This is a genomic window from Clostridium muellerianum (assembly GCF_012926525.1).
In the GTDB taxonomy this organism is placed as follows: domain Bacteria; phylum Bacillota; class Clostridia; order Clostridiales; family Clostridiaceae; genus Clostridium_AM; species Clostridium_AM muellerianum.
The window spans coordinates 41,866-54,023 of sequence record NZ_JABBNI010000014.1; the positions used below are offsets into that span (position 1 = coordinate 41,866).

Annotated in this window: 10 protein-coding genes; 6 read left to right on the forward strand and 4 right to left on the reverse strand. The window is 32.1% G+C overall.

Annotated elements, in window-relative coordinates:
- Nucleotides 1-49: 49 nt before the first annotated feature.
- Nucleotides 50-607 carry a nitroreductase family protein gene (locus HBE96_RS07675; RefSeq protein ID WP_169297177.1) on the reverse strand — a complete coding sequence of 186 codons (558 nt, stop codon included), beginning with the start codon at nt 605-607 and terminating at the stop codon, nt 50-52.
- 755 nt (nt 608-1,362) lie between these two features.
- On the opposite strand from HBE96_RS07675, the gene HBE96_RS07680 reads away from it, so the two are divergent.
- Genes HBE96_RS07680 through HBE96_RS07700 form a run of 5 tightly spaced genes read left to right on the forward strand, consistent with a single transcriptional unit; the run spans nt 1,363 to nt 5,974 of the window.
- Nucleotides 1,363-2,532: an ABC transporter substrate-binding protein gene (locus HBE96_RS07680; RefSeq protein WP_169297178.1), complete on the forward strand. Its 1,170-nt coding sequence runs from the start codon at nt 1,363-1,365 to the stop codon at nt 2,530-2,532.
- A 19-nt stretch (nt 2,533-2,551) separates the two neighbouring features.
- Nucleotides 2,552-3,445, forward strand: coding sequence for a branched-chain amino acid ABC transporter permease (locus HBE96_RS07685; RefSeq protein ID WP_169297179.1), 894 nt, complete (start codon nt 2,552-2,554; stop codon nt 3,443-3,445).
- Nucleotides 3,446-3,448: 3 nt separating this feature from the next.
- Nucleotides 3,449-4,498: a branched-chain amino acid ABC transporter permease gene (locus HBE96_RS07690; protein ID WP_169297180.1), complete on the forward strand. Its 1,050-nt coding sequence runs from the start codon at nt 3,449-3,451 to the stop codon at nt 4,496-4,498.
- The gene (locus HBE96_RS07695) at nt 4,498-5,268 is read left to right on the forward strand and encodes an ABC transporter ATP-binding protein (RefSeq protein ID WP_169297181.1); all 771 of its coding nucleotides are present in this window, start codon (nt 4,498-4,500) and stop codon (nt 5,266-5,268) included. Before HBE96_RS07690 ends, HBE96_RS07695 begins: the two co-directional genes overlap by 1 nt.
- Entirely contained in the window at nt 5,261-5,974 is a 714-nt protein-coding gene (locus tag HBE96_RS07700; RefSeq protein ID WP_169297182.1) for an ABC transporter ATP-binding protein, read from the forward strand. The genes HBE96_RS07695 and HBE96_RS07700 overlap by 8 nt, the downstream gene beginning before the upstream one ends.
- A gap of 800 nt (nt 5,975-6,774) precedes the next feature.
- On the opposite strand, the gene HBE96_RS07705 is transcribed toward HBE96_RS07700, so the two are convergent.
- From HBE96_RS07705 to HBE96_RS07715, 3 genes are all read right to left on the reverse strand, one after another.
- On the reverse strand, nt 6,775-7,485 hold the full coding sequence (locus tag HBE96_RS07705) for an N-acetylmuramoyl-L-alanine amidase family protein (protein ID WP_169297183.1): 711 nt from the start codon (nt 7,483-7,485) through the stop codon (nt 6,775-6,777).
- Nucleotides 7,486-7,595: 110 nt separating this feature from the next.
- Nucleotides 7,596-9,074 carry a S8 family peptidase gene (locus tag HBE96_RS07710; RefSeq protein ID WP_169297184.1) on the reverse strand — a complete coding sequence of 493 codons (1,479 nt, stop codon included), beginning with the start codon at nt 9,072-9,074 and terminating at the stop codon, nt 7,596-7,598.
- A 43-nt stretch (nt 9,075-9,117) separates the two neighbouring features.
- On the reverse strand, nt 9,118-10,716 hold the full coding sequence (locus HBE96_RS07715; protein WP_169297185.1) for a hypothetical protein: 1,599 nt from the start codon (nt 10,714-10,716) through the stop codon (nt 9,118-9,120).
- A 243-nt stretch (nt 10,717-10,959) separates the two neighbouring features.
- Here HBE96_RS07715 and HBE96_RS07720 point away from each other — a divergent pair, with 243 nt between their 5' ends.
- The gene (locus HBE96_RS07720; RefSeq protein ID WP_169297186.1) at nt 10,960-11,949 is read left to right on the forward strand and encodes a glutamate cyclase domain-containing protein; all 990 of its coding nucleotides are present in this window, start codon (nt 10,960-10,962) and stop codon (nt 11,947-11,949) included.
- Nucleotides 11,950-12,158: the final 209 nt, after the last annotated feature.

The window sequence follows — 12,158 nt, forward strand, 5'->3', positions numbered from 1 at the left end:
AGTAAAGTTAAAGTTTGTTTGCTACCTGTGTATAATTGAGTATATTGTTTTATTTGGAAAATATTAAAGGACTTTTTCTTTTTGGTGAAGTTAATTTAGTTTTCATATATCCCATACTCATAGGACAAACTAATTCGAAGTTTTCAGGCACGCCATGTTTTTCTTTAAATTCTTTTGTATTTAAAGTATGTTCTGCAAATCCAATCCAGCAAGTTCCTATGTTCATGCTATTAGCAGCTAGCATAATATTACCTGTTGCAAGGCTGCAATCATAAACATACCAATGAGATTCCGTATTTCCATAAATAATCAGTAAAGTGTTTGCACGATTAAAAATACTATAGCCTGGATTTTTTAACCAGTTCTCATACTGCTGTAAATAAGGGTATTTTTCAAGGTTATTAAGCAAATAATGTTTTGTCATTTCAGATAATGAGTCTATTTCATTTTTATCCTGAATGATTACAAATCCCCATGGTTCCATTCCAGAACCTGTTGCAGCTTTTGTTCCAAGTTCAATAAGATTAGTCAGGGTTTCTTTTGGTATTATATCATCGGTATAGGCACGAACACTCCTTCTACTGTTAATACATTCTAAAATTTCCATTTTTGTAATTCCCCTTTCATCATACGCGTTTTTTATTTTATATATCATTTTCATAATTTTAGATATATCACCTATTCTATCATTTTAATTTAATCTTTTCAAATTTGGATATATCACTAAAAATTTCTCATTTAAAAGTAAAGAAATTTTTAAAATTAAGTTAAGAGTTTTGCTTTTTTTTTAGAATTCATACAAAAATTATAAATATTTAAGATATAAAGTTCTCACTAGAACTGCAGAAAGTGTGATATATTACCAATCCATAAGGCGTGAACTTAATATCAATAGCTTTTATGGGAATATTAGCTTTATTAATGGCAAGGTTTACAGTGCTAATGAAAAATTTTTAAAAGTAAAAAGCAATTTGCAATTTCTTTGCAAGTCACGATTATTATTACATATGTGTATTCTATATGTACACACTTTTTGAACATTAAAACACAAAAAAATGAAAAAACAAGATATAAAAAATTCATTTTCGTTGACAGAAGAAAAATTATAATATACAATACAATATAAATAAATTGTCAATAAATAAAGGTGTTTCTTGACATAATGTTAAAACTTAAAGGCATTTATGAAAAAATGCATCAAAAAAATTGACAGAAGACATTCTAAAGACATTAAAAATGTTAAAGAAAACAAGAAGTGTATTGCATAAATTACATGCATTAATATTCAATACTGAGTTGTTTTCAAAATATATGTCTTTGTATGACACACATTTACAGCTAGAGTTAAGGAGGCTATTTATTATGAAAAAAAAGATTTCTTTACTTTTGATACTGGCAATGTCAACTACTTTGACATTAGCTGGTTGTACTCCTAAATCGGAAGCAAAAGTAAAAGTGGACAGCGATGTGGTGAAAATTGGGGTGTTTGAGCCAATGACAGGAGCCAATGCTGCAGGGGGACAGCTTGAAGTAGAAGGAGCAAAACTTGCAAACAAGCTTTATCCCACAGTACTTGGAAAAAAAGTAGAACTAGTTTTTGCTGATAATAAGTCAGATAAAGTTGAAGCAGCTAGTGCGGCTTCTAACCTTGTTCAGCAAGAAAGAGTCAATGCTATTATAGGAAGTTGGGGAAGTGGAAACTCCATGGCAGCAGGAGATGTTGTTGCAGAAGCTAAAGTTCCAGCGGTTGGAGCATCTTGTACAAACCCTTTGGTAACTGCTGGTAATGATTATTACTTTAGAGTTTGTTTCATAGATCCTTTTCAAGGTACTGTTATGGCAAAATATGCAGCACAAAAATTAAAGGCTAAGAAGGTAGCATTACTTCAAGAAGTTTCTAGTGACTATTCTGTTGGTGTATGTAAGTTCTTTACTGATTCTTTTAAAAAACTTACAGGAGATGATAAAGCTATTATAGCTAAGGCTAATTACAATACAGGAGATCAGGATTTTACAGCTCAGCTTACAAATATAAAAAATAGCAATCCAGATGTAATATTTGCTCCTGGTAACTTTACTGAAGGGGCATTAATTGTAAAACAAGCAAGACAGCTTGGTATAAAAACTCCCATTATAGGGGCAGATACCTGGGAAACTCCAGAATTTGTAGATATAGGCAAAGAAGCAGTTGAAGGTTCAGTTTTTTCTACTTTTTTTGCTAGTGAAAAACCTATAACAGAGGAATCAAAGAAATTCTTAGAGGCTTATAGAAAAGAATACAAAAAAGAGCCAGCAGCAGTTTCGGCTTTATCCTATGATGCTTATTTAGTAATACTGGATGCTATAAAAAGGGCTAACTCTACAGATCCAGTAAAAATAAGAGATCAAATTGCAAAAACTACAAAGTTCCCTGGAGCTGCAGGTGTAATTACTATAGACGAAAATAACAATGCTGTAAAAGATGCAGTTTTAAAAATAGTTAAAGATGGGAAATTTACTTATCTTGATACTATAAAATCAGATGAAAAATAATTAGGTGGTGAAAATTATAATGGACTTTACTACATTTATGCAACACTTGGCAAATGGAATATCACTTGGAAGTTTATATGCACTTATAGCTATAGGTTATACTATGGTTTATGGAATATTAAAACTTATAAATTTTGCTCATGGAGATATTTTTATGATGGCTTCTTACTTCGCGTTTTTCGCAGTAGCTACATTTCATCTTCCTTGGTATTTTGCTTTTATAATAGCTATAGCTTTAACAGGTTTACTTGGAGTTACAATTGAATTTGCAGCTTATAAGCCGCTTAGAAGTGCACCAAAATTATCTATACTAATTTCAGCCATTGGTGTTTCCTTCTTACTTGAAAATTTAGCAGTTGTTTTATTTGGGGGAAGACCAAAGGCATTTCCAACTCCAAAAATATTTACTAATGTAGTTAATATAGGTGGAGTTTCTGTCCAAAACCTTACATTTATAATACCAATAGTAACATTAATATTTTTATTTGGGCTATTATATTTAGTTAATAATACTAATGTTGGTATGGCAATGAGAGCAGTGGCTAAAGATGTTGATACAGCAAGACTTATGGGGATAAATGTTAACAGGATAATTTCTTTTACATTTGCTATAGGTTCAATGCTTGCAGCAGTAGGGGCTATGATGTGGTCTCTTAAATATCCACAAATAGTTGCTCTTATGGGCATGATTCCTGGTATGAAATGTTTTATTGCTGCAGTTATAGGTGGTATAGGTGATATAAAAGGCGCAGTTATAGGTGGATTTATTTTAGGTATTGGTGAAATTATGCTGGTTGCTTTTTGTCCAAGCTTAACTGGATACAGAGATGCTTTTGCTTTCATACTTTTAATAGTAATATTATTATTCAAACCTACGGGAATAATGGGCAAAAATTTAACAGAGAAGGTGTAAAATATGAAGGAGAGAAACAGAATTTTAAATATAGCATTTATTGCAACTGTATTTTTATTACTGCTTGCTGCAAATTATTTTCTAGACTCTTACAAGATTAGAATCTTAAACTTATGTGCCATATATACAATTCTTGGACTTAGTATGAATTTAATAAATGGTTTTACTGGACTATTTTCATTAGGACATGCTGGATTTATAGCAATAGGAGCTTATACAACAGGACTCCTTACTATGTCTACAAAAGTAAAAACTCAGAATTTCTTTATGGAGCCTTTAATAGCACCATTAAATAATATATCTATGCCCTTTATTGCAGCATTGATTATGGCAGGAATTATTTCAGCAATACTAGCATTTTTAATAGGTGCACCTGCTTTAAGATTAAAAGGGGATTACCTAGCTATTGCAACTTTAGGTTTTGCAGAAATTATAAGAATAGTTCTTACTAATGTTCAATGTTTAACTAATGGTGCTTTAGGACTTAGAGGTATTCCACATAAAACTAATTTATGGTGGAGCTTTGGAGCTGCGATAGTTACATTAATAATTCTTATTTCACTTATAAATAGTTCTTACGGGAGAGCTTTAAAAGCTATAAGAGAAGATGAAATTGCAGCTGAAAGTATGGGAATAAATTTATTCAAACATAAAACTATAGCCTTTACCACAGGAGCTTTTTTTGCAGGCATAGGTGGAGGACTTTTAGGGAACTTACTTGGTACTATAGATCCTAATATGTTTAAGTTTACCCTTACCTTTAACATACTGCTTATAATAGTTATTGGAGGAATGGGAAGTGTTACAGGTACAGTGATTTCAGCCTTTGTAGTAACAATACTTGGAGAGGTACTAAGATTCTTAGACATGGAAAAACAATTTACTTTTGGATTTATAAAATTCCAGGGTATATCTGGACTTAGAATGGTTGTTTTTTCTGTTCTGCTTATGGTTATAGTATTATTCTTTAGAAATGGAATTATGGGAACAAAAGAATTTACATGGAGTTCAATATTTAGAAGTAAACCTCTAAATGAAGGAGGTAACAAATAATGGCATTATTAAAAGTAGAAAATGCAACAATGCAGTTTGGTGGACTTACTGCGGTAAAAGATTTTAATCTTGAAATTAATGATGGTGAAATAGTTTCGCTAATTGGGCCAAATGGAGCTGGTAAAACTACAGCTTTTAATATGATAACTAATGTTTATACTCCTACAAATGGAAAAATAATTTTTGATGATAAAGATATTACTGGAATGAGACAGGATCTTATAACTAAGAATGGTATAGCAAGAACTTTTCAAAACATAAGACTTTTTAAAGACTTAACTGTACTTGATAATGTATTAATGGCTAATCATGTACATATAAAATCTAATTTTATTGAAGCTACCTTAAAGCTTCCAAAGTATAGAAGAGAAGAAAAGAAGATGCTTGAAAAATCTCTTTTACTTTTAGAAGAATTGGGACTTGAGGATTTAAGGTATGAAAAGGCTAGTTCTCTTCCTTATGGTAAACAGAGAAAGCTTGAAATAGCAAGAGCACTTGCAACCAATCCTAAACTTCTTTTACTTGATGAACCAGCTGCAGGAATGAATCCTACAGAAACAGATGAACTTACAGGTTTTGTTCGTGAAATAAAAGAAAAGTTCAATTTATCTATATTTATGATAGAGCATCATATGAATATGGTTATGGGTTTATCAGATAAAATACAGGTTTTTGAATATGGAATTACTATAGCTGAAGGTACGCCTTCTGAAATACAAAATGATAAGAAGGTTATAGACGCATATTTGGGGGTATCTGAAGATGATTAAAATAGAGGATTTAGTAGTATCTTATGGTGGTATAGAAGCGTTAAAGGGTATAAGCTTAGAGGTACCCAGTGGAAAAATAGTAACTTTAGTTGGTGCAAATGGAGCAGGTAAAAGTACTACATTAAAATCTATAGTAGGTCTTGTTAAGGTTAAAAGTGGAACTATAGATTATGAAGGATGCGATTTAACAAAGCTTAGTACTGAACATATGGTTAAAAAGGGCATAGCTTTAGTTCCAGAAGGAAGAAGAGTTTTTTCAGACCTTACAGTACTTGAAAATTTAAAAATAGGTGCTTATTCAAGAAAAGATACTAAGGGTATAGCAGAAGATTTAGAAAAAGTATATTCTCTTTTCCCAAGATTAAAGGAAAGAACCTGGCAGCTTTCAGGTACGCTTTCAGGAGGGGAGCAGCAAATGCTTGCCATAGGAAGAGCTTTAATGTCAAGACCTAAGTTAATAATGATGGACGAGCCTTCTCTAGGTTTAGCTCCTATAATTGTAAAGGAACTATTTGGGATCATACAAAAAATTAATAAAGAAGGTATGACAGTTCTTTTAATAGAACAAAATGCTAATGCAGCTTTAAAAATAGCTGATTTAGGTTACATAATGGAAACTGGAAAAATAACCTTAAAGGGTACAGGTAAGGAATTACTTAGTAATGAAGATATTAAGAAAGCCTATCTAGGAGAAACAGCAAAATAGATTAGCTTATTTGATAAATATTTTTCTTTTAAAGTGGTGAAAGTAGTGAGATACATTTTTAAATTTAAAATATATATTCTTTAATGATGGGTTTAATGAGGCTCGCTTCCACCATTGAAGAGGCTGTCGCATTAAGAAATTTACATACAATATATTGTTTTGAAGATTAGTGATAAACACAATATATTGTAGTATTTATTCTTAGTGCGACAGCCTCTTTTCTTGCATATAAATTACATAGGGATTAGAATAGTAGTATTGGAGAATTCTAGTACGATTTTTTGATTACAAATAAAATTTTAGTATTGTGAGATGAGCAGTGTCATAATTAGCTGAGTTTTTCACAGTAATAAATTAGAATAAGTATTACTAAGTTTAATTAAGGCTTGTGTAAACAAAAATTATGTATACGAGATAATGGCAATAGCTTTTTTTAAATAATGTCCAGTTGGCTAATATTTGAATATGATTTTCAGAAGTATTACTATTATTATCTTCAAATCATGCTTGCTCTTTTTGTTTTTAAAGAACCTATGCTAAAAATTATCCTGTTTAGGTAACTAAGTTGATTGGTATTATGAATTAAAATATCTTTTAAGTTTGTTATGGCAAACACATCTGCATCCATTTTCATAGTATTCCGAAAACACTTCTGAAACATTTAGTATGCAGCGTAAGGGTTCTAAAAAATCTTTAACTAACATATCTTGGTTAATGAGCCTTCTACAGGAGGGTAGAAATATAAAAAGCTATTACTATAGTTTTTTAAAGTAATAGCTTTTTTTGAATTATGAGTAATATTAATCTGCGTATTGAATTAAAGAATTTTTAAAAAATTCATCTATTCCATTAGATATCCCCTGTGCTATCTTGCTTTGATATTCAGATTTTGATAAATTAATATCTTCTTGTGGATTTGATAAAAAACCCATTTCTATTAGTACTACTGGCACATTACTCCAATTAAATCCTGTAAGATCATCTCTTGGAATAGTACCTTTTGAATTAGTATTTGTGTTTAGTAATACATCTTTTAATATTAGCTCAGCAAGTTTTTTGCTTTTTTCAAACTTATCTTTACTATTATTAGGACTTTCTTTAGCTGGATAAAGTAGTGATGTTCCATTTTGTGATTTAGAATTAGAACTGTCTGCATGAATTCTTATGCATATATCTGCATGAGCATCATTAGCAATTTTGGCTCTTTCAATATTACTTAAATTCACATCATTGCTTTGACGTGTCATTACTACTTCATAGCCTTTCAAAATAAGTATATCTTTAAGTTTATTTGATACTTTCAAGTTAAGTTCATATTCTTGTTGCTTTGTGATTGTACCTTGAGCTCCAGCTGAAACTTTTACTTTAGTTATATTAGAACCTGGAGCAATAGATTCCAATGCAAGATTAGGTTTTTTTTGGTGTCCTGGGTCAATGCAAATAACATGATTCATAGATCTAGAAATGACATTAGTAAAATATTCTTTAGGGTATCGGATATAGATAGACATAATGACCTCCTTTTATCATCTTGTATAGCACTTATTCAAGTATTATATTGCTAAGAACAGCCTGATATGAATTCTTTGACTATAAATTGCATTAAAGCAAATTCAGATTTTTACATCCATGCTACTGCGATTCTTTCATATTCATTCTCTCTGCTAATACTTTCAGCAACGACAAAAACTGTATAATAACCCGTCTTTTTAGGACTAAACTCAACAATTTCAATATTTGATCGCTTAGAGGTTGAACGTGCCACCTCTATTCTGTCGGGATCAAATATATAGAGATCAAGGTTTGCTAATTGTGGCTTAATGGGAATACCATCTGAGCCTATTCGATTTAGTTTCAGCCATGACAAACTGATACGTTTTAATGTTTCACTGTGCTGAACATCTATTACAAATCTATATGGGAATGCACTTCGATGATAAAAAAAAGTTTTATATTGCTTCTTTTTGATAATGTCAAAAGCGCCTTTTGCATCTACAACGCCGAAACCCTCTTTATTAGAGTAAAATGGACTTTCTGGATAGGTTCCATAATCATCAGCAGTACGATGTATGGTGCCAGCTGCCAATATAGCACGAACTGCTCCTACATCCCAGGACAATTCAGGCTGAATTTCAATCATTTGTGCTATTACACCGGTTACATGGGGAGCAGCGAAGCTAGTGCCTGAATTTTCACCTTTTATTAAGGGTGAGAAAATATTCGTACCCGGAGAGCATAAATCTGGTTTTAAAGCTGTGCCTTCCATTTCTTCATAGGCAGAATATATTGTTCCATCTCTCAATTGTCCCCATTTATCATCTATCCATTCAGATGTTCCTAAATCATCAATAGCTCCAACAGTCATTATATTGTAAGCCATGCCTGGATTGGTGATCCAATAGGTTTCCAGGGAACTGTGGTACGGACTATGGTATTCATACCTGTTATTTCCTGCTGATTTTACAAAGTGAACCTTGTAAATTACTGCTAAAGTATCCATCCAGCTAGCTAATTCAGTATAAGTCCCTAGTTCTTCTTTAGGATTCGCCCCTTCAAAAGCCGCACTAAAGTTAATAATATTACATCCTTGCTTTATAAGCCATTCAATACCTTTTCGAAACTGCTTTTCAGTTAAATAACGAGAATAATATAGTGTGGCATTTGGAACTATACCAAGTGTTTTACCTGCAATAATTTTTGCTACTAAGGTAGTATGGGGGCTTTTTTTCTCCAGAATATCCATGTTGGGATTAGATACAATATTAAGATGGCTTAGCTCTGGATCTTTTGTATCTATTTCATCTAATTCTAGGATTCCTATTTTAACACCTTTTCCTGTAATACCTGTTTGCTTCACTAAATCAGCCCGTATATTTTTCATACTTACCAAAGGATCTTCTGATGCTCTTGTCAGATATAAATTTTGTTTATAAATATCATCTGAAAATCTTTCTGATGTCGAAGGTAAATTAGATATAGCATATGAGACTATTGGGCACCATATTGCATTTTGCTCACAATATGAGCATATAAATTTACAGGGTATCATATAAGCTGAATTTAACTGCACTTTAGTGTTGTATATTTTTTTTCTGCTCATCTTTTTCCTCCTATTTAGAGAGACTTATAATAAATATTTCATATCAGCTTTTAGGAGTTGATAGTATGTTTCCTGTTTGAGCATCTACAAATATATTTCTTCCGCTTAAAGTTACTTTCCAGGCTAATGGTAGATTAGTCTGAACTTCTTTAAAAGATTTAGAGAAGTAAACCATTTTCTCATTTTGAAGAACTGGTGGCTGAGTAGTTTTCATTATCTGATGGTAATAATTTTCTGCAGCCAATATTGCAGCTTTGGAATCAACAGGTGGTTTGCCTACTTTTAATTTTTTAGACTTTATATCTCTCCACACTCTGAACATATAGGAGCCTCCATTATTATCAATCAGTACTTTTATAGAGTCTCCAGCAACGCCGTCTATTTCTAAACCATCAATCTTATGTTTAAAAATTACTATATAGCCTGTTACTTTATTAATGTTAGAGGTTGCGTCTTTTTCTTCTTGTGGTATTACTTCTGATAAAAAGGCATCATCAGGTAATCCACCGCCCTTCAACCTTACAAACTGTTCTGCAATCTTAATTGCGTCATCACTAGTACCTTTAAATTTATTACGATTTCTTACACCTTCATATATCATTGCACCGGAAGGATAGACATAAATATTAGCCTGTCCGTCAGTAAAGGTCTTTGCCTTAAAGAATTTATTTTCCTTAAATTCAGGAAATCCTGAAGTTAGGCCTTCTGCTAGATTTACAAAGTTCAATTTTTCTTGTTCAACTGAAACATCATAATAAGCTGAAATGGCTTCTGTAGTTGGTTCTTTAAATTGAATGATATCCGTTCCAGTAGATGTTATTCTTATTATATCGTTTAGTCCACGAACGTCTTTTGTAAGTCCTAGGGCTACCCCAATCATATAGTCATCTCTATTTTCTGAATGACTGATTATAGTCCAAGGTTCCTCATGAGAAGTATTAACAAATTCCCAGGCATCCAGCAATTTTTTAGGAGCTATGCCACCTTCGCCATAGCATTTTCCAAGAAACTCCTTAACAATATCATTATCTGTAATGTCACCAGAAGGTAAATTATAACCAAATACATGATGTGCACCATTACGTAAGATACGTCCCCAATCATTTATCCTCAATACATAACAAGTCATCATGAAAAAGATTTTAGTTCTAGAAAGCACATAAAAGTCTTTCCAACTTAGAAGCTTATTTACAGGATATAATGGGAATGTTCCATCTTCTGAGCCATGTCCTGAATGATACAAAATATCACTTGTACCTCCCGCAGCTAAAAAATCATTGGGAGTGACAGCCTCATCATAATGTTCAATTGCTATATCCCAGCCTTTGTTTTTTAAAAAGTTTTTAAAGGCTACTGCATCTCCATTGTCTAATTTATTACACCAATTATTTTCATATTTGCCTACAGCAGTTACAGTGAGAGTACCTTTAGGTGGCGCTGGCCTTTGAAGTTTAAAATCTCTAAATCGGCTAAAAGGACAATTAATCGGTAGCTGATAATATCTTCTACTACGTACATCATAAACCGGCATCATTGGTACCCAAATAGTTTGATGTAAAGGGTATTTTGGATGATTTTGATTTACTTTAATAGAATCATTGCGATATGGTACTATGCTAATATCATTATACCTAAAAGACATGTTTTTCCTCCTTACTTAACTTTTTTACTTAAACTGCTTTAATATACATATTGAGCTTATAAATTTATTTTATGAACGAAGCAGTGGAATGGTTCCATAAGTTTGTAACATATAAATTAGATAATGAATAGATTAATATAGATATGTTTTTTAGAGAGGAGGAGCTAGGTTACTTGTATCTAGCAATTAATTATGATTAAAAATACACCCTTGAACAAGACATCTTCTATTGATTTTTTTCAAATGCATAAGATTGGCGAAAGCTTGGACAAGATGATTAGTTATGATTTAACTGGAAGAGGAAATATTTTATATTTATACAATGAAGCAAGGAGGCTTCAATATTATCCACTTACAACGTATTGTGCTATTTCTTTAAAAAAAGTTATTAAACGTGGAAGTGTTGTTATAATTTTAACGGGTTTTCCTTCCATTACCTGGCTTATTGAAGGCCTAAGTGAAACTGATGGACCAGTAGGAGCTGCTGTACTTGCAAGAGTATTAGAGGAAGTATGGGGAGCAATTCCTGTAATTGTGACTGCAAAACAGTATATTTCTTACGTTAAGGCATGTATTTCTGCTGCAGGCTTAGTACCAACAGATATTAATACAGCACTTAATTCAAAAACTGCTAAAGATAGTGCGTCTGTTGCTGCAATATATCCTTTCTCAACAGATGTGAACATTGCTTCTGAAGCTGCGAAAGATCTTATATCAAAAATTAATCCTTCTGCTGTAATATCTGTAGAACTTCCTGGACCAGCAAAGGACGGAAAAAGCTATACTTTTAAAGGTCGAGAGATTCCTTCTTATTTATTTGTTCATGGTGAAGCATTGTTTGAGGCTGCACAATCCAAACATATTCTCACAGTAGGTTTCGGAGATGGTGGAAATGAGCTTGGAATGGGTAGTTTATATGCAACTACAGCTAGAACAGTATCTAACGGTAGTCTTATCGCATGTGTAGTCCCAGCAGATATTACTGTAGCAGCTTCTATATCAAATTGGGGTGCTTATGGAGTTGCTGCAGCTATTACGGCTTTAGAAAAAAAACCAGAAGTGATACAATACCTAAATATTGAACGCATAATTAGATGCTGTGTAGACGCTGGGGGAGTAGATGGTAATATTAATCGACCTGTGTATTCAGAAGATAGAGTACCAATGCATTTATCCCAGGCTGAATTTTCCTTAATGCAATTTTTGGTTAATGAGTCCTCCTCAGGGTGGTAGCAATATAAAAAGCTGTTACTATAGTTTTTCTAAAGTAATAGTCTTTTTTTAATTATAAATAATATTAATCATAGTATGAATTAAAGAATTCTTAAAAATTTTATATTGCTATTATAAGCAAGAAAGCCTTTAAATTTTATTCAAAATAAATGTATTGCGCTAATTTGATCATATTCTTTAAAAACTCTAAGATTTTATCATAAATAAAT

What these genes read in the sequence shown, in the direction of transcription:
- HBE96_RS07720 (WP_169297186.1), top strand. Translation starts at nt 10,960, where the DNA reads ATGCATAAGATTGGCGAAAGCTTGGACAAGATGATTAGTTATGATTTA.
- HBE96_RS07705 (WP_169297183.1), bottom strand. Translation starts at nt 7,485, where the DNA reads ATGTCTATCTATATCCGATACCCTAAAGAATATTTTACTAATGTCATT.
- HBE96_RS07710 (WP_169297184.1), bottom strand. Translation starts at nt 9,074, where the DNA reads ATGAGCAGAAAAAAAATATACAACACTAAAGTGCAGTTAAATTCAGCT.
- HBE96_RS07695 (WP_169297181.1), top strand. Translation starts at nt 4,498, where the DNA reads ATGGCATTATTAAAAGTAGAAAATGCAACAATGCAGTTTGGTGGACTT.
- HBE96_RS07685 (WP_169297179.1), top strand. Translation starts at nt 2,552, where the DNA reads ATGGACTTTACTACATTTATGCAACACTTGGCAAATGGAATATCACTT.
- HBE96_RS07675 (WP_169297177.1), bottom strand. Translation starts at nt 607, where the DNA reads ATGGAAATTTTAGAATGTATTAACAGTAGAAGGAGTGTTCGTGCCTAT.
- HBE96_RS07690 (WP_169297180.1), top strand. Translation starts at nt 3,449, where the DNA reads ATGAAGGAGAGAAACAGAATTTTAAATATAGCATTTATTGCAACTGTA.
- HBE96_RS07715 (WP_169297185.1), bottom strand. Translation starts at nt 10,716, where the DNA reads ATGTCTTTTAGGTATAATGATATTAGCATAGTACCATATCGCAATGAT.
- HBE96_RS07700 (WP_169297182.1), top strand. Translation starts at nt 5,261, where the DNA reads ATGATTAAAATAGAGGATTTAGTAGTATCTTATGGTGGTATAGAAGCG.
- HBE96_RS07680 (WP_169297178.1), top strand. Translation starts at nt 1,363, where the DNA reads ATGAAAAAAAAGATTTCTTTACTTTTGATACTGGCAATGTCAACTACT.